Genomic DNA, 23,039 nt, shown 5'->3' with positions numbered 1-23,039 from the left:
CACGCGGCACGGCCGCGATTTCATCAGAAGAAGGCCGCTTTGGGAAGCGACGGTAGGGTAGCGAAGGTCGGGCATCCCGTGTCCACTACCCTCGGGCCCGACGGATCGAGGAAACAGCAAGTCTCTGATCAGGGCATATATCACGAGAGTGGTCGCTTGATTCTGGAAAGTTACGCTCCACCCGTACCCCCTCTTATCACTATGTGGGATCCATCGTCCCGAAACCGTCCGGGGCTATCCTGCGCTTGACCCAGACGCCCGGCATTGGCAAGGTTTTGCGGGTTTGAAGGCTTCGCGCGAACCGTACGCCAGAACCGCCTCCCGATCCATTGTGGAGGACGGCGTCGGCGACGCGGACAGGCCCCCCGCCGCGCCGCAAACATGGAGGACTGAGTTGAGGCCCATCCGCTCCGCGATACCCGCGTTGCTCGCGTCGGTCATCATGGCAACCTCGTTGACCGGTTGCCAGTTCGGCGACGCCGAACAGGAAACCGGCGAAATCCTGATTGGTGCCGATCTGGAACTTTCCGGCGCAGCGGCACAGGTCGGCAAGGCCTACCAGCGCGCACTGGAACTCAAGGTGGAGCAGGTCAACGAGTCCGGCGTGCTCGGCGGCCGCAAGCTTCGGCTGGACGTCCGGGACAATCGGTTCGACCAGAAGGTGTCCGAGAGCAACATCGGCGAGTTCACCAGCAACCCGGCGACCACCGCCATCATCATGGGCAGCTGCAACGAGTGCGCCATCAGCGCCGCGAAGACGGTGAACGACAAGCGGGTGCCGACCATCGCCCTGGCTCCGGCCAGCGACGTCGCCGCCCCCGCAGCCGAGCGACGGTACATGTTCAAGCTGGGTCCGAACGCCCGGGACAACGCCGCCGCCATCGTCACCGAACTCCGCACCCGCAAGGCGAAGAACGTCGCCCTTCTGCACACCGACGACAAGTACGGGCAGGAGGGTCTGCAGACCCTGACCGCCGAACTGAAAAAGGCAGAAATCGACCTCGTCGGCGCCCGTGCGGTCCAAGCGACCGACACCGACGTCAGCCAGGCGGTCCAGGCGCTGGTCGCGCTGGCGCCGGACACCGTCGTCGTCTGGGCCCCGGCCGAACAGGCCACGCTGGCGAGCGCCAGCCTCGCGGAAGAGGACTTCGAGGGCGACGTCTTCTTCGACGGCGTGGCCGCCGGTGACCTGTTCATCGGCGGCAACTCCCGGGCGGCGGAGAACACCACCATGGTCTTCACCCAGACCATGGCGATCGACGACGTCATCGCGACCACCCCGGCGAAGGCCGCCCGGAAGCAGTGGTTCATGGACTACACCGCCCGGTTTGGCGGCTACTACGGCTACTCGTCGTTCGCCGCCGACGCGGTGCAGCTGATCGTCGACGCGATCAACCGGGCCGAGGCGGAGGACGGCACGCCGGACCGGGACACCATCCGCGCGCTGCTGGAGACGGCGGAGACCGACGGCCTCTCCGGCCCGATCCGGATGACGCCCGAGAACCACTCCGGGCTGATGCCGCAGGCCCTGACCCTGCTGGTGGCCCGCGGCGGCCGCTGGCGGATGGCCGGCTGAGGTGACGGCCCGACCGTGGGGAGCGACGGGCGTTCCCGGCCCGTCCTCCCCACCGGCATCGACCGACGTACCCCGTGACCCGACCCCGGCGGCTCCGGCCGGTGTGCCCGGACGCGGTAGCCCTGCTCGCCGGCCAGGACGCCTCGGGATAGCCTGTCCCCCACTGTCGACGGTGACGAATGAGGTGACTGAGCGATGATCCGACTCACCGGAGTCTCCCGGACCTTCGGCGGTCGGTCCGGATCGGTGGAGGCGCTGCGCGGCATTGACCTGGAGGTCGCGGAGGGCGAGTTCGTCGCGGTGGTGGGCCGCTCCGGCTGCGGCAAGTCCACGATGCTACGGCTGATCGCCGGCCTGATTCCGGTCACGGCGGGCGAGGTACGGGTCGGGGGCACCGTGGTTACGAAGCCCCGCCGGGACATCGCCATGGTCTTCCAGCGTCCGGCCCTGCTGCCGTGGCGTTCGGTCCTGGACAACGTGCTGCTGCCGGTCGAGATCTTCGGCTGGTCCAAGTCCGAGCATCGGGACCGGGCGCGGCAACTGCTGGAAATGGTCGGGCTCAGCGGGTTCGAGAAGCGCCTGCCGCACGAACTCTCCGGCGGTATGCAGCAGCGGGTGTCGCTCTGCCGAGCGCTGATCCAGCAACCCAAGGTGCTGCTGATGGACGAGCCCTTCTCGGCGCTCGACGCCCTCACCCGGGAGGAACTCTCGGTCGAGTTGCAGCGGATCCACATGGAACACTCGGCGACGATCGTCTTCGTCACCCACTCGATCGACGAGGCGGTGCTCCTCGCCGACCGGGTCGTCGTGCTGAGCCCCCGGCCGGGGCGGATCCGCAAGGTACTCGACATCGACATCCCCCGGCCCCGCTCGCTTGGGCGCAACGCGCACTTCGAGGACGTCGCTCGGTGCAGTGCCGAGCTGCACGAACTGCTCCTCGACCACGAGCCCGCCCTGACCGCCTGAGGTCCGGGGTTGTCCCGGCCAAACCGGCCACCGGCCCGGCCGGGACAGCCCGGTCGGGTTCGCGGGGGCGGGCTGGCGCGCCGGTTCGCCGGCCCTACCCCGCACCGACCGACCGCGCCGGACCGGGACGCGGAGCTCGCTCAGGCTATCGGCAGGTAGAGCCGCCCGCCCGCGGCGACGAACTCGTCGGACTTCTCCCTCATCCCCCGCGCCGCGTACTCCTTCAGCTCCTGCGTGATCTTCATGGAGCAGAACTTCGGCCCGCACATCGAGCAGAAGTGCGCCGTCTTGGCGGGGGCGGCCGGCAGCGTCGCGTCGTGGTACGACCGCGCGGTCTCCGGGTCGAGCGAGAGGTTGAACTGGTCCTCCCAGCGGAACTCGAAGCGCGCCTTCGACAACGCGTCGTCCCACGCCTGAGCCCCGGGGTGTCCCTTCGCCAGGTCGGCCGCGTGCGCCGCGATCTTGTACGCGATCACCCCCGCCTTGACGTCGTTCCGGTCCGGCAGACCCAGGTGTTCCTTGGGCGTGACGTAGCAGAGCATCGCCGTGCCGTACATCGCGATCATGGCAGCGCCGATCGCCGAGGTGATGTGGTCGTACGCCGGGGCGATGTCGGTGGTGAGCGGGCCGAGGGTGTAGAACGGCGCCTCGTGGCAGACCTCCTGCTGGAGGTCGACGTTCTCCTTGATCTTGTGCATCGGCACGTGCCCCGGCCCCTCGATCATCACCTGGACGTCGTGCTCCCAGGCGACCGTGGTCAGCTCGCCGAGGGTGCGCAGCTCGGCGAACTGCGCCTCGTCGTTCGCGTCCGCGATCGAGCCCGGACGCAGGCCGTCGCCGAGTGAGAAGGTGACGTCGTACCGGGCGAAGATCTCGCAGAGCTCGGCGAAGTGGGTGTAGAGGAAGTTCTCCTCGTGGTGTGCCAGGCACCAGGCCGCCATGATGGAGCCGCCCCGGGAGACGATCCCGGTGACGCGGTTCACCGCCATCGGCACGTACGCCAGCCGCACCCCGGCATGCACCGTCATGTAGTCGACGCCCTGCTCCGCCTGCTCGACGACGGTGTCCCGGAACACCTCCCAGCTCAGCTTCGCCGGGTCGCCGCCGACCTTCTCCAGCGCCTGGTAGATCGGCACCGTGCCGATCGGCACCGGCGAGTTGCGGATGATCGCCTCCCGGGTCTCGTGGATCCGCTTGCCGGTGGAGAGGTCCATCACGGTGTCGGCGCCCCATCGGGTCGCCCAGGTCAGCTTCTCCACCTCCTCCTCGATCGACGAGCTGACGGCGGAGGTGCCGATGTTGGCGTTCACCTTCACCAGGAACCGCTTCCCGATGATCGCGGGCTCGCACTCGGGGTGGTTGACGTTGAGCGGCAGCACCGCCCGCCCGGCCGCGATCTCCGCCCGGACCACCTCGGCCGGCATCCCCTCCCGGATGGCGACGAACTCCATCTCGGGGGTGATGATCCCGGCCCGGGCGTACCGGAGCTGGGTCGGCCGGGCACCGTCGCGGCCGGCCAGCGGGGTCCCGGCGCCCCGGACCGGGGCGACGTCGCCCCGCTCCGCGATCCACGTACCCCGCAGCGGGGGCAGCCCCTCGGCAGGGTCGGATCCCGGACCCGACGTGTCGTAGAGCCGCACCGGCGGTTCGTCCCCGGTCAGCTCCACCTCGGCGAAGGGGACCCGCAGGTCCGGTCGGCTCCCCTCGACGTACACCTTGCGACGAGCCTTCACGCGTCCAACCTCCCTACTGAGGGACCCACCGGGTCCGCCTGGTCGTCCCCGCTGGACCACCCGTGGTGGTCCAGCGGTCCGTGGCCGCCGCCCAGGTCCCACCTGCGGGCCCCGCGCAACGCCCGGCTGACGTACTGCTTGGCGAAGGCGACGGCCGCCGGCACCGCGTCGCCGAGGGCGAGCCGGGCGGCGATCGCGGCCGAGAACGAGCACCCGGTGCCGTGGGTGTTCCGGGTCGCCACCCACGGCCCGCGCAGCAGTCGCACCTCGGTGCCGGTCCAGAAGGCGTCGACCGCGGCCTCAGGTTCCCGCCCGGTGTCGCCTGCCGCGGCATCGCCGCCGGTTACCACCACGTACCGGGGGCCCCGGTCCGCGAGCAGCCGGGCCGCCTCCGCCATCTCCGCCACCGTGGTGACCGGCCGACCGAGCAGCGCCGCGGCCTCCGCCCGGTTCGGGGTCGCCACCAGCGCGTACGGCAGCAGCCGGGCCACCGCGTCGGCCGCGCCGAGCCGGTGCCCGCTGGTCGAGACCAGCACCGGGTCGACCACGAGGTTCGGCAACAGGCCGGCCCGGGCGGCCTCGGCCACCGCCTCGGCGACCGCCACACCGCCGAGCATCCCGGTCTTCACCGCCACCGGCGGCAGGTCCTCGACGAGCGCGGTGAGCTGCTCGGTCACCATCTCGGCCGACACCGGCGAGACGGCGCGGACCGCGCGGGTGTTCTGCGCGGTGACCGCGGTCAGCACCGAGGTGCCGTAGACCCCGAGTGCGGCGAAGACCTTCAGGTCGGCCTGGATCCCCGCCCCCGCCCCGGAGTCCGAGCCGGCCACGGTGAGCACCACCGGCGGGGTCATCCGGCCCACCTCCCGTCAACCGTCGTCTCGGCCACCGCGGCGACGAGGCTCCGAACCAGCCCGGCCGGGTCGTCGGCCCGCATCACCGCCCCCATCACCGCCACGCCGGCCACCCCGGCGGCGTGACAGGCCGCGACCCGTTCCGGGGTGTCGACACCACCGAGGGCGAGCGCCGGCACCGGCGTACGGGTGACGAGCCGGGCCAGCCCGGCGGGCTCCAGCGGCGGGCCGTACCCGGGCTTGGACAGGGTCGGGAAGACGGGCGACAGGGTGACGTAGTCCTCGGTCGAGAGCCGGCGCAGCTCGGCCTCGTCGTGGCAGGAGCGGCCGACCAGCGGCAGCGCCGGCGGCGGGTACGGCCCGGCGGCGGCCAGATGCACGGCGTCGCCGTCCAGCGGGTCCGGCCCGGCGACCAGCAGCGTCCCACCGACCGGGGCGAGCAGTTCCCGCAGCCGCCGGGCCAGCGCCAGCCGTTCGGCGCGGGGCAGGTCCCGTTCGCGGAGCAGCACCCACCGCGCCCCACCCGCGACCGCGGCCCCGATCACCTCGGGCAGCGGCTGTCGCGCCTGCCGCCGGTCGGTGACCACCACGATCCCGCGCGGCGTACCCCCGTCGCCGCCGCGCGGGGCGTCCTCGTGGCTCCCGCCCCCGCCGGTCTCCCGGGTCGCGCCGGGAATTCCCGGACCGGCACCCCCGCCGGGAATCCCGAAGCCGGCGACCGCGTCCCTCCGGTCGACGGTGGCGGTCGTGCCGCGGGCGCCCCCGCCCCGCCGGCTCACAGCTCCGGCCGCCCTTCGTCCGGAGTGGACGCCAGGGCGTGGAACCGGCGCGGGATCCGACCCGCCCCGGCGGCGAGCCGTCCCGCCTCGACGGCGTGCCGCATCGCGGTCGCCATCCGTACCGGATCCGCCGCCCGGGTCACCGCGCTGGCCAACAGCACCGCGTCACACCCCAGCTCCATCGCCAGCGTCGCGTCGGAGGCGGTGCCGATACCGGCGTCCAGGATCACCGGTACGTCGACGCTCTGCCGCAGCAGCCGGAGCTGGTGTGGATCGGTGATGCCCAGCCCGGAGCCGATCGGCGCACCCGCCGGCATCACCGCGGCGCAGCCGAGGTCGGCGAGTCGCCGGGCCAGCACCGGGTCGACGGTGGTGTACGGCAGTACGGTGAACCCGTCGGCGACCAGCCGTTCGGCGGCGGCGACCAGCTCGACGGCGTCGGGGAGCAGGGTTCGGTCGTCGCCGATCACCTCAAGCTTCACCCACGACGTTCCGAACGCCTCCCGGGCGAGTCGCGCCGTCGTCACCGCCTCGGCGGCGGTACGGCAGCCGGCGGTGTTCGGCAGCAGCCGTACGCCGCACCGGGTGAGGACGTCCAGCAGGCCGCCGCCCATCGTCGCGGTGCTGTCCACCCGACGCAACGCCACCGTGACCAGCTCGGTCCCGCTGGCCCGGATCGCCTGCTCCAGCAGGTACGGGCTGCTCACCCCGCCGGTGCCGAGGATGAGCCGGGACCGGAACGTCTCCCCACCGAGGACGAACTCGTCGGCGGCCGTGGCGGGCGGCCGTTCCACCGTCGTCACCGCGCTCACCCGCCCTGGGCCGCGGTCAGCACCTCGACCCGGTCGCCGTCGCGCAGCACCCGGGCCGCCCAGCCGGCCCGTGGCACGACCTCGCCGTTCACCGCGACCGCCACCCCGCGACTGTCCGGGGTCAGCTCGGTGACCAGCTCTGCCAGGGTGGTGGCACCGGGCAGTTGGCGTCCGACTCCGTTCACGGTCAGCTCCATGGTTTCCTCCCGGCTCGGGACGACTCAGGTTCGGCACCCCCGCCGGCCCCGACCGGGTCGCAGGTCGAACCGGTCATGTCGAACCGGTCCGGGGCGAGCGGGGCGAGCAGCGGGTCGGCCACTCCGGTGGCCAGCAGGTCGGCGACCAGATCCGCGGTGAGCGGGGTCAGCACGATGCCGTTGCGGTAGTGCCCGGTCGCGACCAGCACGTCGGGCCGCCCCGGCAGCGGACCGACCAGCGGCGCGTTGTCCGGCGTGCCGGGACGCAGCCCGGCGCGGGCCTCCACCAGTGCGTACTCGTCCAGCTCCGGCAGCACGTCGGAGGCGGCGCGGAGCAGCTCGAGCACGGCGCCGGCGGTGACGTCGAGGTCGCCGCGCTCCTCGACGGTGGCCCCGACCACCACCTCCCCGTCGGTCCGGGGCACCAGGTAGACGGAGCGCCCGTCGGCGTAACCCCGGATGACGTGGCGGAATCCCGGTGCGGCGCCGCCGGGCGCCCGCAGCCGCAGGATCTGCCCCTTGACCGGCCGGACCGGTACGCCGGTGAGGGCGGCCGTGCCGCAGCCGGCGGCCACCACCACCCGGCCGGTCGCCGGTAGCTCGGCGAGCGCGGCGACGGGCTGGGTCACCATCCGGACCCCGGCCGCCTCGACCGCGGCCCGCAGCGCCGCCACCAGGCGACGCGGGTCCACCTGGTGGTCGTCGGGGGCGAGCGCGCCCCCGCGCAGCCGGGGCGCCAGCAACGGCTCCCGGGCCCGCAGCTCCGCCGGCCGCAGCGGTGTCACCGGCAGGCCGAGGTCCCGCTGGTACGTCCAGAGCCGCTCCGCCTCGGCGAGGTCGTCGCTGGTGAGGGCGACGAAGAGGGTGCCCTCGGTGCGGTAGCCGAGTTCCCTGCCGGTCTGGTCGGCCAGCTCGGCGGCGAAGTCGGGCCAGCGCGCGGCCGCGGCGACCAGCAGGGCGGTCAGCGTCCGCTCGCCGAAGTGCGCCTCGGTGACCGGGGCCAGCATGCCGGCCGCCACGTACGCGGCACCCGAGCCGGGGGCCGGGTCGTACAGCGTGACCTGCATGCCCCGGATGGCGCAGCGCCAGGCGACCGCCAACCCGATCGGGCCGGCGCCGACCACCGTGACGTCGGGTCGCCGGCGGCTCAGCATGCCGCCACCCCGGCGGAGTGCGCGCCAGCGCCTCCACCGGGTGGCGGACCGGGATCGGATCCGGTCGCGGCGACCGGAGCGGGATCGCCGCTCGGACGACCGGGGACGGCATCCAGCGCGGCGAGCAGCTCGGCGGTGGCCCGGGCCGGGTCGGCGGCCTGGGAGAGGGCGCCGACCACGGCCACGCCGTACGCTCCGGCCGCCCGCAGTGCCGGGACCCGGGCGGCGGTGATCCCACCGATCGCGATCACCGGGACGGAGACCGCCGACGCGACCCGGCGGACTCCCTCCGGGCCGATCGGTGCCGGGAGACCGTCCTTGGTGGCGGTGGCGTGGCAGGGCCCGACGCCGAGATAGCTGGCCCCGGCCGCCACCGCCGCGATCCCCGCCTCCCGGTCGCGGGCGGTCGCGCCGAGCACCGCCGCCGGGCCGAGCAGCCGCCGGGCGACGTCGACGGGCAGGTCCCGGGCGCCGACGTGCGCCCCGGCGGCCCCGACCGCGAGCGCCACGTCCAGCCGGTCGTTGACCAGGCAGGTCGCCCCGACCGGAGCGCAGAGCGCGAGGATCTCGCCGGCCAGCTCGTACGCCGTCCGGTCGTCGACGTCGTCCTCGACCCGGACCTGGACGACCAGTTCGGGGCCGGCCACCGCGAGTGCGGCCCGCACCGTCGAGAGTGGATCCCGACCGGGCCGGGTGTCGGTGATGAGATGAAGTCGGCCGAGAGACGGCATGGCAACGCTCCTCCCTGCGCCGGCATTACCCGGATCAGGTTCGACGGTCGGGGGCTCTAGCCCCCCTCTCAGCCCGGTACACCGGGCTCCCGTGGGTTACTTGTCGGCGACGATACGCGCTCGGTAACGCTGCCGTAAAGAGTCGTGACCCGACGCACACGCGACGGACGACGAGATCAGGGCCGGCGTGGGGGGCTCCCCTGGCCCGCACGGCTCGGGGCGCCCCCGGCCCTGCGGCGGGTCAGAGGAGGGCGCGCAGCGCGGCCAGGTCGTCGGGCGAGGGCCGCCAGCGGCCGGCCGCCGCGTTGGCGCGTACCTGCTCGGCGGTGGTGGCACCGGCGATCACCGAGGTCACCCCGGGCTGGGCGGCCAACCCGCCGATCGCCACGTCCAGCATGGACAGCCCGCGCTCGGCCGCGTACTTCTCGATGGCCTCGATGGTGTCCCACGGGGCGGAAGCCAGCCGCTGCACGTACCGCGGGGCCGTGCCGGCCAGCCGGCTGCCCTCGGGTGGTGCGGCGCCACGCTTGTACTTGCCGGTCAGCAACCCGTCGGCGAGTGGAAAGAACGGCAGCACACCCAGCCCGAAGCGCTGGGCCGCGGGTACGACCTCCGCCTCGACGTCCCGGTGCAGCAGGCTGTACTCGTTCTGAGCGCTGATGAAGGGCGCCCAGCCGTGGGTTCGGGCCGTCCAGGCCGCGTCGGCGATCTGCCAGCCGGCGAAGTTGGAGTTGCCGAGGTAGCGGACCTTGCCGGCCCGGACCAGGTCGTCGAGGGCGCTCAACGTCTCCTCGATCGGCGTACCCGGATCGGGTTGGTGCATCTGGTAGAGGTCGATCCAGTCGGTGCCGAGCCGGCGCAGCGACGCCTCCACCGCCCGGACGATGTACCGGCGGGCGCCCCGGGCGCCGTGGTCCGGCCCGTTCAGTCCGCCCATGTCCATGCCGAACTTGGTCGCCACCACCACGTCGTCGCGCCGGCCGCGCAGCGCGGCTCCGAGAAATTCCTCCGACCGGCCCTTCGGCTCGCCGTAGATGTCGGCGGTGTCGAAGAAGTTGATCCCGACGTCCAGCGCGGCGTCGACCACCGCCCGGGTCCCCGCGGCGTCGAGCTTCCGGCCGAAGTTGTTGCAGCCGACGCCGACCACGGACACCACGAGGCCGGAGTCGCCCAACCGGCGATAGGTCATCTCACTCATAAGATCAACTCTACGCGCGCCGCGAGTCGGACGGCCGCTTCCCGCCGTTTTCGACGGCGGATCAGCCCCGACGCGCCGACCACCGGCGGTCCGGCGACGCCGCGGACGTCCTCCCAGTATCCAGGCAGGAACGAGAGGTGCATCGCCCACCCGACGACAATTCACGTCACCACCCGTCGAGAATTGCCGGATACACCCTGACCGCCGTTCCGGCGCGCCCGGCGTGATGCCGTCGGCGGACGTGACCTGGACACGGGATCAAACGCGTCGAGAATCCCCGGACAGCCGTTCCGGCAATTCGTCGACACCATTTCCGAATCCGACTCGCGAAATCGCCTCACGACACGGCGAATCGCCGTACGGCGACGTGGCGAGCATTTTCCGGAGGCTGCTATATGGTGGGCACGAATGCGACGACCATTTGACTCCCTGCCCTTCCCCGATTGTTGCGGCGACGCTCGGAGGCGTGGGTTCCCATGGCGGTGACCGGCCGATTCGACCATTCCGGTGCGGACCTCCCGCGGGTCCCGGCGCAGCTTTCCCGGGACGACAGCCCGGGCCTCGACGTCACGGTCGTCCTGCCCTGCTACAACGAGCAGGCGCACGTTCTGGCGGAGGTGGAACGGATCACGGCGGCGTTGGACGCCAGCGGCCTCCGGTACGAACTGATCGCGATCGACGACGCGTCGACCGACGACACCCTGCGGATCCTGCGCGAGGCGAGCCCGCGCTTCCCGCACCTGCGGGTGCTGGCCTTCCACCGCAACGGCGGCTCCGGCACCGCCCGCCGGATCGGCACCCAGCAGGCCCGCGGCAACGTCGTGGTCTGGACCGACGCCGACATGACCTACCCGAACGAGCGGATCCCGGAACTCGTCCGACTCCTGCTCGCCCAGCCCCAGGTCGACCAGGTCGTCGGGGCGCGGACCAGCGAGCAGGGCAGCCACCGGCTCCTGCGGATCCCCGCGAAGTGGCTCATCCGGAAGATCGCCGAATGGCTCGCCGGCACCCGGATTCCCGACCTGAACTCGGGGCTACGGGCCTTCCGCCGGGACGTCTCGCTGCCGTACCTCCGGCTGCTGCCGCCCGGATTCTCCTGCGTCACGACGATCACGATGGCGTTCCTGCACAACCAGCACGAGGTGCAGTACGTCCCGATCGAGTACGCACGCCGGTCCGGGACGTCCAAGTTCCACCTCGTCCGGGACGCCTACCGCTACCTCCTGCAGGTGCTGCGCATGGTGATGTACTTCAACCCGCTCAAGGTGCTCATGCCGCCCGCGCTGTGGCTGCTCGCCATCGGCACCGCCAAGATCGGGTACGACCTGGTCGTGCACCCGGTCCGGATCGCGACCAACACGGTGCTGCTGCTCTGCGCCGGGCTGATCATCGCCGCGGTGGCGCTGCTCGCCGACCTCATCGTCCGGTCCAGGGTCGACTGGCCGAGCGGGAGTCGCCCGTGACCACCGCCGACACCGGCCCGGGGCCGGCCACCGGCACGCCGGCCAGCCCCGGCGCCACCGCGACCTCGCCACCGCCGGCCGGACCGAGCCGCGCGTCGGGCGCGGCCAGCCACGGCGAGCCCGGTTCCCGGCCCGGCCACGACGAGCCCGGCCCGCGGCGCCGGCGCGATGACCGACGCGGGTGGTACGCCGTCGCCGCCCTGACCGGCCTGGTCGCGCTGACCTGGCTGCCCCGCCTCGACGCGCCGTTCGGCGACGACCACCTGGGCCGGATCGTCGGGCGCTACGCCCTGCACCTGCGAAACGTCCAGGAGCGGGGCCTGCTCGGCTCGCACTTCGGCGCCGACTGGGAGCCGTACGCCCCACTGCCGTACGCCCACCATCCCCCGCTGCTGAACCTGCTCACCGTGCTCTCCGGGCTGCTCCCCGGAGACGGGGAGTACCAGGTGTGGCTACCGCCTTACCTGCTCGCCCTGCTGATCATCCCGTCCGGGGCCGCGCTGCTGCGCGGGTTCGGGATCCGGTGGAGCGCCGTCCTGCTCGCCCTCGGGCTGATGGTGGCCACGACCTTCTACTGGGTCTACGGCCCGCTGATGATCGACCTGGGCCCCATCCTGGCGCTCTCCGCCGGGATCGTCCGGCTCCGCCGGCAGCCCGAACCATCCCGCCGGCTGGTGGCCGCCACCTGTGTCGCCGCCCTGCTCAGCGCGCTCGTGTCCTGGCCCGGCGTCACGCTGGCGGCGCTGCTCGGCGGCTGGCTGCTCATCGCCCGGCGCCGCCTCGACCGGGTGGTGCTCCTGGTCGGCGTCAGCGTGCTGGTCGGAGTCGCGGTGAGCCTCGCGTTCGTCGTCGCGGTCACCGGGCTGACCCTGCTCAGCGACCAGGTCGAGCTGCGCAGCAGCGGCAGTGGTTACACACCGCGGCAGTTCCTCCACCAGCAGTGGCGGTACGCCCGCGGTCTGCTTCCGGTCTGGTACCTCATCGCGCTACCGCTCGGCGGACTCGTCGGGCTACGCGACCGACGCACCCGTGGCTACCTGGCGCTCGCCGTCGCCTTCACCGCCGCCTGGATCCTGGTGTTGCACAACGGCGCGTTCATCCACACGTACTGGTCGTACCCGGTCCTGGTGGTCGGCCTGGTGGGGATGGGCGTCCTGCTCGACCGGCTCGCCGCCGTACCCGCCGTGGCGGTCGCCGTCCGGAGGTGGATCCTGGCGCTCACCTGCGCCGGACTCGCGGCGTACCTCGGGATGCTGGTCCTCGGTCCGGTCGGGCAGCGGCTCGTCGCCGAACCCGCCCGGGCCGGTCGACTCGTCGCCGAGCACCAACCCCCGTCCGGCCAGCGGTACGCCTGGGTGGTCGGCAGTCGGCTGAACACTCCCCGCTGGCTCGCCTACTACTGGGACCTGCAGCCGAGGCTCCTCACCCGTGCGGAGCTGTTCGCCGCCACCGCCCGCCCCGACGAACTGGTGCTGATGGATTTGGCGAGCCGGCCAGCCTGGCTGCCGGAATCCGTCGCGGCGGACGCGGTGGCTCGGGACGGGCGCTACGCCCTGGTCCCGGTCGCCGCTGTCCGGGCCGCCGTGGGCGCGCGCTGAGCCGGGACGGTCAGAGGGCGACCGCCGCCGGCGCGCGGCGCCAGGGTTGCCGTGGTCGACCACGACCGGTTCCGGTGGGGGCGGGGTCACTCCGGGCGGGTGGCGACCGCGACCAGACCAGGCCCACGATCCGGTCGAATCCGCTGGAGCGCGGCGAACGGCGCCACGGCCAGCTGGATCACGCCGCCCGCGAGCTCGCCGCGCGGTTGGAGGAGGCGCCCGGACCGGGAGGTTCGCTCCTCGGCCGTACCGTCCGGGGCGTCGCCCCCGCGGCCGGCCCAGCGATTCCGCACCGCGTCGAGCAGGTAGCCGAGCGGCCACCCGTAGTGGACGATCCGGATCCGGGTGGCGCCGGCCTCGGCGAGCCGCTGCCGAAGCTGGTCGGCCGAGTACCGCCGGTGGTGCCCGACCAGGACGTCCCAGGAGCCGAATCGTTTCGGGTCGGCCGGTACGGAGAGCAGCAGCCTCCCGCCCGGCCGGACCAGCGGTAGCCATTCGGCCAGCGCCGCCGCGTCGTCGGCGAGGTGTTCCAGCACCTCGAACGCGCAGACCAGGTCGTACCGTCCCGGTGTCGGGGCCTGTCGGTGGTCCCCGTTGCACACCGTCCCGCCCAACGGGGCGATCCGTTGCCGCGCGACGTCGAAACTACGCGGGTCCGGTTCGACGGCGGTGTACGTCGCCATCCGGGCCAGCCGGGCGCCGATGGAGCCGAGACCGCAGCCCAGCTCCAGGATGGTCTCGGGCCGCTGTTCCGCGATGATCCGGCGGACGATCTTCCAGCGCAACGCCGCCCGGGGCGGCAACGGCGGATCACCCACCTGGCTCGACATCCGACGACCTCCTCTCGGCCCGGTGGTCAGCATGGTCCCGGCCGGCCCCCCAGGGTTGTCACGCCGCCCGGGGAGGCTGGGTCGGCTGGGGAGGCCGGGGCGCCCGGGAACATCTCGTCGCCCGAGGCGACCGCGCCGCCGGGGTACGGGCACGGCGGTGCCCCGGTGACGGCGAAGCGCTGCCGCAGCGGCGCGACGACGGTCGCCGGATAAAACCGGTCGAGGGCCCGGCGCCGGGCGGCCGCGCGGAGGTGGGCGACCCGGATCGGGTCGTCGGCGAGGGCCCGTAGTGCGGCGGCGAGCGCCTCCGGATCCCCCGGCGGGACGAACACCGCTGCGTCGCCCAGCGCCCGCCGCTGCGGTCCGGTGTCCGAGGTGACGATCGCGCATCCCGCCGCCGCGCCCTGGAAGACCTTGGTCGGCACCACCCGGAGCGCCTTGCCGCTGTCGCCGAAGATGCCGAGCGAGACCTGGTGTCGGGCGACACATCGGGGCAGCTCGGTGGCGGTGATCCAGTCGTACCAGGTGATCCGGGGATTGCCGGCGGCGGCCCGCCGGCAGGCCGAGAAGTCCTGGCCGGTGCCCACCATGGTCACCTCGATCCGCTCGTCGTCGGCGAGCCGGGCCAGCGCGGCGCCCACGGTCACCGTGCCGTGCAACGGCGTGAAGAGCCCGACGAAGATCACCCGCAGCCGCGCCGGTACCGGCCCGGGATCCCCGTCCCGGCGCCGGTCCCGACGGGGTTGGATCCGGTGACCCGCGACGGGATTGAGCCTGACCGCCCCGGGTGGGTCGCCGGGTCCCACCCTCACGCCCGGAGCTTCCGCGTCGTCCTCCCGGCCACCGGCGGAGCCAGCACGCCCACCCGCGGCGAACCACTCGGTTCCGGCGCCGACCGGCACCACCACCTCCCGGCCCCGGGCATGCGCCGGCAACGCGGCCGCCTGCTCCTCGGTGTCCACCACCACGACGTCGGCCCGCCGGAGCGCGGCGTCGTCGATCATCCGCATCAACCGGTCCCGGATCCCGCCGCGCTCGGCCAGGTTCCGGTCGCGCGCGGTACCGACCGCGGAGGCGAGATGGTCGAGCACGATCGGCGTCCGCCGGAACAGCCACCGGGCCAGGTGGACGTCGAAGTGCCCGAGGTAGCCGACCAGGACGCCGTGCACCGCCTCCGCGGAGCCGCGGCGGATCGCCCGTCTGTGGCGCCGCGATCGCAGGGCGAGCAGCAGCCAGCACCGGGCCAGTTGCCCGACCAGCAGGGGCAGCCGCCACGGCTGTCGGAGGACGGCGACCCGGCCGGCGGTGTCCAGCGGCAGCGGTACGTTCAGCTCGACGACCTGGTCACCGGCGGCCCGCAGACCCTGCACGAGTACGCCGATCCGGGGATGCCGGCGTACGTCGTAGCTGCCGAAGACCAGCCACCGCACGGCAGCAGGGTAGCCTATCGTGCTGCGGTCAGCACATTCCGTGGTCATTGCCGGCGAGTCACCCGCCCGCCGGCCAGGGCGTCCGCGGGCGCGCCAGGTCCACCGGCGACACCTCGGCGGCCGACTCCGGTGTCCCCGCCCGCTCCGGCCGACGCACCCGCTCCGCCAGCAGCGCCACCAGTGGACAGAGCAGGTCGACCACCGTCATCAGCAGCCGGGAGACGACGGCGGCGACCAGTGCCACCGGTACGGCGACGGCGCCGGCCAGGAGGAGCGGCAACGCGGCCTCCCGCGTCCCGACCCCGGCCGGCGCGACCGAGAGCAGGAACCCGAGGCACCACGAGCCGGCGAAGGCACCGACCGCGACCACCGGCAGCGCCGGTCCGGTCGCGCCGGCGTCGTACATCACGAGCCACAGGTGCACGCCGTAGGCCAGCCAGCTCAGCACCGACCAACCGAGGGCCGACCCGATGCCCCGGGCCGACAGCGGCTGCGGCATCGGCGGGCGACGGGCCACCCGCAGCAGCCAGGCGAGGAGGCGGTTCAGCACCGGTGGCCAGAGCGCGACCAGCACCGGCGACCCGACCCCCAGGGTCCACCAGACGGTGTCGACGGTCCGCCCACCGAGCACGGGCAGGGTGACGGCGGTGAGCAGCAGACCGGTGCCGAGGGTGATCAGCATGACCAGCAGAGCCGCCGCCGCCGACGCCCGCCCCGGCACCCCGTACGCCCGGCCGAGCCGGGTCTGGAGCAGAATCGGCCAGACCTTGCCCGGTAGGTACTTAGCCAGCTGCCCGACGAAGAAGATCCGTGCCGCGCCGGTGACCGGCATCCCGGCTCCGAGATCCGTCAGGATCGCCCGCCAGGCCAGGAAACCGCAGCCGTACGCCGCCACGGCGGCCAGTCCGGCGAGCGCCAGCGTGGCGGCCGACAGGTCGCCGAGGACCCCCCGGACCTCATCCCACCGGCCCGCCACCGCCCGGCCGAGATACCCGAGCAGGACGGCGGTGGCCACGACCTGAGCCGTCCGACGCAGTACGTTACCGCCGGCCGCACGGAGGGACATAGCACCGACGATAATCGAGCCAACACTCTCCGCGACTGCGCCACGCGCGACCGGACCGGCTCGTGGCCGGCCGGCCAGGCCACGTCCGGTCGGCGTCCGCCGGTCAGTCCACGTCCCAGACCGGTTCCGGCGTCTCGACCACCTCGCCGTCGCCGCGGAAGAGCAGGAACCGGTTGAAGGAGCGCGCGAACCAGCGATCGTGGGTCACCGCCAGCACGGTGCCCTCGAACGCCCGGAGCCCGGCCTCCAACGCCTCGGCCGAGGCCAGGTCCAGGTTGTCCGTCGGCTCGTCGAGCAGCAGCAGCGTCGCCCCCGACAGCTCCAACAGGAGCACGAGAAAGCGCGCCTGCTGCCCGCCGGAGAGGGTGCCGAACCGCTGGTCCCCCTGACCGGCCAGCTCGTACCGGTTCAGCGCCCGCATCGCGGCGTGCCGGTCCAGCCCGGGCCGGTGCTCGTCGCCGTGCCACAGCACGTCCACCAGCGTCCGGTCCATCAGGTCCGGCCGGTCGTGGGTCTGCGAGAAGTGGCCGGGCCGGACCCGGGCGCCGAGCCGGGCCACCCCGCCGTGCTTCACCGGCTCCAGGGCGGACAGGCCGCCGAGCGGCACGGTCGCGGGATCGGGGTCGGTGCCGCCCCGGGCCAGCAGGCGCAGGAAGTGGGACTTCCCCGTCCCGTTGGCGCCGAGGACGGCGACCCGGTCGCCGTACCAGACCTCCAGGTCGAACGGGAAGGTCAGATCCTCCAGCTCCAGTTGCTCACAGACGAGCACCCGCTTGCCGGTCCGGCCGCCGGTGAGGCGCATCCGGATGTCCTGTTCCTTCGGCGGCAGGGGTGGCGGGCCAGCCTCCTCGAACTTGCGCAGCCGGGTCTGCGCCGCCTGGTACCGCGAGGCCATGCCGTCGTTGTAGGTCGCCTTCTGCTTCAGCGTCGCCACCAGCTCGCGGAGCTTCTGGTGCTCCTCGTCCCACCGCCGGCGCTGTTCCTCCAACCGGTCGTGCCGGGCCATTCGGGCCGCGTGCCAGCTGTCGAAGCCACCCGGATGTACCCAGGCGCTGCCCCCCTCGACCGCCACCACCCGGTCCGCGGTCTGGGAGAGCAGTTCCCGGTCGTGCGAGACGTACAGCACCGACTTGGTCGACTCGCGCAGCCGGCGCTCCAACCACCGCTTCCCCGGTACGTCGAGGAAGTTGTCGGGCTCGTCGAGCAGCAGCACCTCGTCGGTGCCCCGGAGCAGCAGTTCCAACGCGAACCGCTTCTGCTGTCCACCGGAGAGGGTCCGCACCAGACGGGATCGGCTCTGCTCCCACGGCAGGTCCAGCACGATCGTGGCGACCGTGTCGAAGAGCACCTCGGCGTCGTAACCACCGACCTCGCCCCAGGCGGCCAGCGCCTCGGCGTACGCCAGTTGGGCCTTGCGCGCCGCCGTGCTGAACTTGCCGCGCGCCTCGGCCGCGTGCAACGCCGCCTCCGCCTCGGCCAGCGCCTTCCCCGCCGTTCGCACCGGCGGTGGCGCCAGGTCCTGCAGGGTCGTCTCGTCACCGATCATGCCGATGAACTGGCGCATCACGCCGAGCCCGCCGGAGCGGGAGATGGTGCCGGTCCGGACCGGGAGATCACCGGCGATCATCCGTAGCAGCGTCGTCTTGCCCGCACCGTTCGGCCCGACCAGCGCGATCTTCGCCCCCTCGCCGACCCGGAACGACACGTCGGCGAAGAGCTCCCGACCGTCGGGCAGGGTGTGCCTGACTCCGACGACGTCCACGTATCCCACGGCGGGATGGTGCCGAAGAGTCGGGCCACTGGCTACCGATTTTCTGCGGATAGTCCCGTTCGCGCGGCCGGTCCTGTCTCGCCCGGCGGGATCGTCCCCGCTGGTCCGGGCGTGACCGGTCGGCCCGGCCGCCCCGGACGGTGTCAGCGGGTGACCCGCAACACCCGGTAGCCCTTCTGGCTGGCATGCCGGCCGACCCGCCACCCGGCCTCGTCGAGCCAGCGTTGCAGCGAGTCACCCCCGAGATGCCGGGCCACGACCAGCCACGCCACGCCGTCGGGGGTCAGCCGGGGCAGCCACCGCCCCAGCATGTCGTGCAGGTCCGACTTCCCGATTCGGATCGGCGGGTTCGACCACAGCTCGGCGAAGGAGACGTCGGCGGGGACGTCGTCCGGGGCGCAGACCCGGATCCGGTCGGCGAGCCCGAGCCGGGCGGCGTTCTCGGCGGTCAGCTCGCGGGCCCGCGCGTTGACGTCGACCGCCCAGACGGTGGCGGCCACCGCGCGGGTGGCGAGCACGCAGGCGATCGGCCCGTACCCGCAGCCCAGGTCGAGCAGGGCACCGGTGGTCGCCGGCCCGGGCAGGTCGGCCTTACGCAGGAGTACGGCGGTGCCGGGGTCGAGCCGGTCCGCCGAGAAGACCCCGGAGGACGAGGTCAGGGTGTAAATCCGGCCCTCGACCGTGAACGTCACCTCGCGGCGGTGCGCCTCGGCGGTGGGCTCGGTGCTGAAATAGTGGTCCCCGGTCACGCCACGCATTCTTGCCTACCGGCCCGTACGCCCGGCCGATGGCCACCCCACCGACCGTGATCAGCTTTCGAGGCAGATGTCTCCTCTTTCACCAACCGTGATTCGTCGGCGGAGGCGGGCCTCCGGCGACGTCCGTTACCCTGTGCGACATGGTTTACGGGCACGGGCCTCGATCGGGCGACGGAGCGCCACGGTCACCACGGGATCCCGCCGCCCCCTCCCCGGCGGACCCGGCACCATCGTCCGTACGGGTCGGCCGGCGCCGAGCCCGCGACGACGAGACGCCAGCCGACACCGACTCCTCTCGGCTCTCCCTCGGTGAGCCCGGCCCGGTCTCCGCACCGTACGGCGGGCCGGTCGACGGACCCCGCCGTCCGCGGCACGGGGTGCCGGACGACCCCAGCCCGGCCAGCGGCTATCCGGGGATCGCCCACCGGGATCGGCAGCCGCGTTCCTCCGCCGGTGGGCGCCACCTGGCGAATCCTGGCGACCCGCGTCCGGAGGTCGGGGTGCCGTCCCGCCCCCGGCACAGCGCGGACGCCGAGGCCGGTCCCGGCCGTGGTGACGCCGTGCGCCGCGGCCGCCGCGCCGCCCCCGACGGCGACGGGCCCGTGGAGCGGTCTGTCCCAGCTGGACGTTCGGGGCCCCGCGGCCGGAGCACGCCCGAGGTCCACACCGGACCGGGCTGGCCGGTCGTCGACGCGGGACCGCAGGCCACCGGGGCCCCGGTGCTCCCCGGTGGACGGTCCCCGGCCGTCACGGACCGTTCACATGCCGCCGAGCCGCCGCGGGTACGGCGCGGCACCGGGTCGTTCGGCGGCGAGCCTCGACGCGGTGGCGGGCCGCTCGGTACCGCCGAGTCGTCTCGTGCCGCAGGGTCTCTCCGTGGCGCGGAAGCGGCCCGGGGCGGTGACGCGCCGCGTGTCGTGCCGGAGCCGCCCACGCCGACCGGCCGACACCACGCCCGACCCGATCCGGCCAGCCCCGCCGGACCGCCCGCCCACCCGGAGGTCCGGATTCCCGGGACTCCCGACGCCCGACCGGGTCTGATCCCACGGCAACGGCGCGCCCCCGCGGTGGAGTCCGTGGTGGGGCCCGCTCCCCGGCCCGGGCCCGCGCCGGTACCCACCGGCCGTCGCCGGACCGCCGACCGGACGACGCCGCCCCCGGTCTCCGGGCCCGTCCCCGGACGGCACGGTGCCGGTACCCCCCGGCCGGGACCGGCGCCCGAACGCCTGGGCGTACGTCCCGGGCCGACGGACGATCCCGGTCGTGGTGAGGCGGCCCGAGATCCCCTCACCGAACGCCGGCCCACCACCTCGGCACCGGCGGCCTCGCGCCACCCGACGTCGCCGGGCCGGCCCCACCCGGGAAGCCCGCGTCCCGCTGACCCGCTCCCCCCGGGAAGCCCGGTTCCGGGCGCGACACCGCGCCGCGACGGGGACACCGACCGCCGCGGCCAGGCACCACCCCGCGGACGGCAATCCGGCTCCTCCCGCGTGTCGGTGTCGGAGCGGAGGCCGGGCCCGGCCGGCGATGCGTCCCCCGCACCGCCCTCGGCACCGCCCGCCCCGGCCCGTCCCGGCCCCCGCACGGTCCCGCCCGCCAAGCCGCGCTCGGCCCCACCGGGCGGGCCCCACTCCGCTCCGCCCACCAGTTCGCCCCCGGCCGGGCCGCGCTCGACGCCACGTGCCGGGACGTCCGGCGGGTCGCGGCCCTCCACGCCGGACGAGGTCGGCGAGCCGCCCCGTCCGCCACACCGGTCCACCGCTGCGGTCTCCGCGGCCTCGGCTCCGTTATCCACCACGACCGACGCTGCGGCTCCGGCCGCCACCCCGGCGGCCTCCGACCCCGTCGCCACGGCCCGGAGCCGCTACCAGATGTCCAAGCGGACCTGGCAGTGGGTCATCGGTTCGCTCGGCGTCCTCGTGCTACTCGGCCTCTGCGGGCTCAGTTCCTACTTCGTCATCGCCGACCAGGGGTACGGCCAGGGCGCCCGCCCCGCCGACAGCGCGGTCGCCGCGAACGGCCCCCGGGACATCAGTTCCCGGACCGTCGACCCGACACCGCTCACCGTGGAGGAGGTCTTCCCCGGCAAGGAGATCGTCGTCGACGCCGATGACGCGCCGTACCCGATCCTCAAGACGCAGGCCTCGGAGGACTGCGCGCTCGTCGCCGACGGTGAGATCCGGGAGCTGCTGTTGAGCCTGGGCTGCAGCCAGTTCGTCCGGGCCACCGTGCTGTCGCCGCCGGAGACCTTCGTCGCCACCGCCGGCATCGTGAACCTCGCCGACGCGGCCGGCGCGTCGTCGGCCCACGAGAAGATCAAGCCGATCGTCAGCAGCGAGAAGGGTCGCTTCCTCGGCATGCCGGCCGGGCGGAACACCGACAGCATCGAGGCTCGGACCGCCCAGGTCGGCTGGCACGTCCGCGGGCACTACCTGATCTACTGCGTGGTGGCCAAGGTCGACGGAGGGAAGATCAGCAGCGAGGATCCGTTCGCCCGTCAGATCCTCTTCGACATGGTCGAGGTCTACCTGCGCGGCAAGGTGCTGGACCGGCGGGTGACGGCGACCGCCGATCCGGCGGCCAGCACCGACGCCGCATCGTCGGACTGAGAACCCCCGCTCAGGCGGTCGCCGGCAGCCGCAGGCGGCGGGTCTGCCGGGCCCGCTCCGCGTACTCGGCAGGATCCCGGGGGTAGCCGACCTCGACCAGGGTGAGCCCGTGCGGGGGCGCCACCGTCACCTCACTCGCCCGTTCACGGCGTTCGAGCAGCCCGCCCGGCCAGTCCACCGGGCGTCGGCCATCCCCGGCCGCCAGCATCGCGCCGACCAGGCTCCGCACCATCGCCTGACAGAACGCGTCGGCCTGCACGGTGGCGACCAGCAGGCCGTCCGGCTCCCGCCGCCAGTCCAGCCGGGTCACCTCCCGCACCGTCGTGGCGTGCTCCTTCCGGCGGCAGTACGCCGCGAAGTCGTGCTCGCCGACCAGCCCCGCCGCCGCCCGGTTCAGCGCCGCCAGGTCCAGCGGCCGGGGCCAGGCCAGGACCTCGTGCCGCCGCAGCGGATCGGCACCGTACGGGGCGTCCGTGACCCGGTACTCGTACCGTCGGAAGATCGCCGAGAATCGGGCGTCGAAGTCGGCCGGCACCTCGGTGATGGCGCGCACCCGGACGTCGGAGGGAAGCAGCCGGGCGAGCCGGTGCAGCAGACTCCCGGCGTGCCGCCGCCAGACCTCGGTCGGCACGTCGACGTGGCAGACCTGCCCGGTGGCGTGCACCCCGGCATCGGTACGTCCGGCCACGGTCAGCCCGGTCGCCCGGCCCGCGCCGAGGAGCGTCGCCAGCGCCTCGGTCAGCACCCCGGCGACCGTACGCCGACCGGGCTGGACGGCCCAGCCGGAGAAGCCGCTGCCGTCGTACGCGACATCCAGTCGCAGCCGGGTCTGTTCCGGTACCTCGTGCTCCACGGATCACCTCGTCTTCGCTGAGAAATGCCGCGGCCCGACACCCCCGAGGGAATGTCGGGCCGCGCCTGTCTCGTCGTCAGGACTTCGAGGTGTCCGCCTCGTCGGTGTCCTCGCGGGCCGCCGCGGTGTCGCCGGAGACCGACTCCGGCGCGTCGGCGTCCTGGTCGGCCGCGGACGCCGGGCGGGTCTCGGTCGACGTCGGAACCTCCTCCGCCGGAGCCAGCGCCTCGACCTTGTCCTGCTGCGCCGCCTTGCGGGCGGCCTTCCGGGTGGGCGCGGCCGGCGTCGTCGCCTGCTCCTCGACCAGCTCGATGATCGCCATCGGGGCGTTGTCACCCTTGCGGGGGACCGTCTTCACGATCCTGGTGTAGCCGCCGTTCCGGTTGGCGTACCGGGGGGCGATCTGGTCGAACAGCTGGAAGACCACGTCCTTGTCTCGCACCACGGTCAGCACCCGGCGACGGCTCGCCAGGTCGCCGCGCTTGGCCTTGGTGATCAGCTGCTCCGCGAGCGGGCGCAGCCGCTTGGCCTTGGCTTGGGTCGTGGTGATTCTGCCGTGCTGGAACAGCGCGGTGGCCAGGTTGGCCAGGATCATCCGCTCGTGCGCGGGGCTACCGCCGAGGCGGGGGCCCTTGGTGGGCGTGGGCATTCTTGGTGCTCC

The 23,039-nt window shown here is 73.6% G+C and carries 19 protein-coding genes, 1 pseudogene and 1 riboswitch; of the genes and pseudogenes, 5 read left to right on the top strand and 15 right to left on the bottom strand.

Going from position 1 to position 23,039, the window contains the following annotated elements:
* The first annotated feature begins 394 nt into the window (after positions 1-394).
* Together EF879_RS05005 and EF879_RS05000 are read left to right on the top strand one after the other, a co-directional pair.
* The gene (locus EF879_RS05005) at positions 395-1,576 is read left to right on the top strand and encodes an ABC transporter substrate-binding protein (RefSeq protein WP_123555004.1); all 1,182 of its coding nucleotides are present in this window, start codon (positions 395-397) and stop codon (positions 1,574-1,576) included.
* 195 nt (positions 1,577-1,771) lie between these two features.
* Positions 1,772-2,542, top strand: a complete 771-nt coding sequence (locus EF879_RS05000) for an ABC transporter ATP-binding protein (protein ID WP_123555002.1) — start codon at positions 1,772-1,774, stop codon at positions 2,540-2,542.
* A 140-nt stretch (positions 2,543-2,682) separates the two neighbouring features.
* On the opposite strand, the gene thiC is transcribed toward EF879_RS05000, so the two are convergent.
* From thiC to EF879_RS04960, 8 genes and pseudogenes are all read right to left on the bottom strand, one after another.
* On the bottom strand, positions 2,683-4,275 hold the full coding sequence (gene thiC, locus EF879_RS04995) for a phosphomethylpyrimidine synthase ThiC (protein WP_123555000.1): 1,593 nt from the start codon (positions 4,273-4,275) through the stop codon (positions 2,683-2,685).
* Entirely contained in the window at positions 4,272-5,129 is an 858-nt protein-coding gene (gene thiD, locus EF879_RS04990; RefSeq protein WP_123555438.1) for a bifunctional hydroxymethylpyrimidine kinase/phosphomethylpyrimidine kinase, read from the bottom strand. Before thiD ends, thiC begins: the two co-directional genes overlap by 4 nt.
* The gene (locus tag EF879_RS04985) at positions 5,126-5,722 is read right to left on the bottom strand and encodes a thiamine phosphate synthase (protein WP_233604252.1); all 597 of its coding nucleotides are present in this window, start codon (positions 5,720-5,722) and stop codon (positions 5,126-5,128) included. Before EF879_RS04985 ends, thiD begins: the two co-directional genes overlap by 4 nt.
* A gap of 182 nt (positions 5,723-5,904) precedes the next feature.
* Positions 5,905-6,702 (bottom strand): thiazole synthase, encoded by a 798-nt coding sequence (locus EF879_RS04980; protein WP_123555434.1) that lies wholly within the window; start codon positions 6,700-6,702, stop codon positions 5,905-5,907.
* Positions 6,703-6,716: 14 nt separating this feature from the next.
* Complete coding sequence (gene thiS, locus EF879_RS04975) at positions 6,717-6,917, bottom strand: sulfur carrier protein ThiS (RefSeq protein ID WP_123554998.1); 201 nt, start codon at positions 6,915-6,917, stop codon at positions 6,717-6,719.
* Positions 6,908-8,071 (bottom strand): glycine oxidase ThiO, encoded by a 1,164-nt coding sequence (gene thiO, locus EF879_RS04970; RefSeq protein WP_123554996.1) that lies wholly within the window; start codon positions 8,069-8,071, stop codon positions 6,908-6,910. Before thiO ends, thiS begins: the two co-directional genes overlap by 10 nt.
* Before the next feature lie 113 nt (positions 8,072-8,184).
* Positions 8,185-8,802, bottom strand: a pseudogene (gene thiE / locus EF879_RS04965) (thiamine phosphate synthase); the annotation flags it as partial.
* Positions 8,797-8,905: riboswitch (TPP riboswitch) on the bottom strand. (Overlaps the previous pseudogene by 6 nt.)
* A 138-nt stretch (positions 8,906-9,043) precedes the next feature.
* Complete coding sequence (locus EF879_RS04960) at positions 9,044-10,000, bottom strand: aldo/keto reductase (RefSeq protein ID WP_199736124.1); 957 nt, start codon at positions 9,998-10,000, stop codon at positions 9,044-9,046.
* 476 nt (positions 10,001-10,476) lie between these two features.
* On the opposite strand from EF879_RS04960, the gene EF879_RS04955 reads away from it, so the two are divergent.
* Entirely contained in the window at positions 10,477-11,463 is a 987-nt protein-coding gene (locus EF879_RS04955) for a glycosyltransferase family 2 protein (RefSeq protein ID WP_123554992.1), read from the top strand.
* Positions 11,460-13,061 carry a hypothetical protein gene (locus EF879_RS04950; protein ID WP_123554990.1) on the top strand — a complete coding sequence of 534 codons (1,602 nt, stop codon included), beginning with the start codon at positions 11,460-11,462 and terminating at the stop codon, positions 13,059-13,061. The genes EF879_RS04955 and EF879_RS04950 overlap by 4 nt, the downstream gene beginning before the upstream one ends.
* Positions 13,062-13,147: 86 nt before the next feature.
* On the opposite strand, the gene EF879_RS04945 is transcribed toward EF879_RS04950, so the two are convergent.
* The 5 genes from EF879_RS04945 to EF879_RS04925 all read right to left on the bottom strand — a co-directional run bounded on the left by EF879_RS04945 (position 13,148) and on the right by EF879_RS04925 (position 18,907).
* Positions 13,148-13,891, bottom strand: coding sequence for a bifunctional 2-polyprenyl-6-hydroxyphenol methylase/3-demethylubiquinol 3-O-methyltransferase UbiG (locus EF879_RS04945; protein WP_158624111.1), 744 nt, complete (start codon positions 13,889-13,891; stop codon positions 13,148-13,150).
* Between the two features lie 26 nt (positions 13,892-13,917).
* Positions 13,918-15,321, bottom strand: a complete 1,404-nt coding sequence (locus tag EF879_RS04940; protein ID WP_199736123.1) for a glycosyltransferase — start codon at positions 15,319-15,321, stop codon at positions 13,918-13,920.
* Between the two features lie 58 nt (positions 15,322-15,379).
* The gene (locus EF879_RS04935) at positions 15,380-16,387 is read right to left on the bottom strand and encodes a lysylphosphatidylglycerol synthase domain-containing protein (RefSeq protein WP_123554986.1); all 1,008 of its coding nucleotides are present in this window, start codon (positions 16,385-16,387) and stop codon (positions 15,380-15,382) included.
* 103 nt (positions 16,388-16,490) lie between these two features.
* On the bottom strand, positions 16,491-18,158 hold the full coding sequence (locus tag EF879_RS04930) for an ABC-F family ATP-binding cassette domain-containing protein (RefSeq protein WP_123554984.1): 1,668 nt from the start codon (positions 18,156-18,158) through the stop codon (positions 16,491-16,493).
* Between the two features lie 143 nt (positions 18,159-18,301).
* The gene (locus EF879_RS04925) at positions 18,302-18,907 is read right to left on the bottom strand and encodes a class I SAM-dependent methyltransferase (protein ID WP_123554982.1); all 606 of its coding nucleotides are present in this window, start codon (positions 18,905-18,907) and stop codon (positions 18,302-18,304) included.
* Positions 18,908-20,787: 1,880 nt separating this feature from the next.
* Here EF879_RS04925 and EF879_RS04915 point away from each other — a divergent pair.
* Entirely contained in the window at positions 20,788-21,525 is a 738-nt protein-coding gene (locus EF879_RS04915) for a hypothetical protein (RefSeq protein ID WP_123554977.1), read from the top strand.
* Between the two features lie 10 nt (positions 21,526-21,535).
* Here the strand turns inward: EF879_RS04915 and truA are convergent, their stop codons facing one another.
* A complete protein-coding gene (gene truA, locus EF879_RS04910) occupies positions 21,536-22,378 on the bottom strand; it encodes a tRNA pseudouridine(38-40) synthase TruA (protein ID WP_123554975.1) in 843 nt (280 codons plus the stop codon).
* Positions 22,379-22,454: 76 nt separating this feature from the next.
* Positions 22,455-23,027 carry a 50S ribosomal protein L17 gene (rplQ, locus tag EF879_RS04905; protein WP_123554973.1) on the bottom strand — a complete coding sequence of 191 codons (573 nt, stop codon included), beginning with the start codon at positions 23,025-23,027 and terminating at the stop codon, positions 22,455-22,457.
* Positions 23,028-23,039: the final 12 nt, after the last annotated feature.

The sequence above is a fragment of the Micromonospora sp. HM5-17 genome, assembly GCF_003762835.1.
Taxonomy (GTDB): Bacteria; Actinomycetota; Actinomycetes; order Mycobacteriales; family Micromonosporaceae; genus Plantactinospora.
The sequence above is the reverse complement of the archived record's forward strand: the minus strand, read 5'-3'. Positions and strand labels throughout refer to the sequence as shown.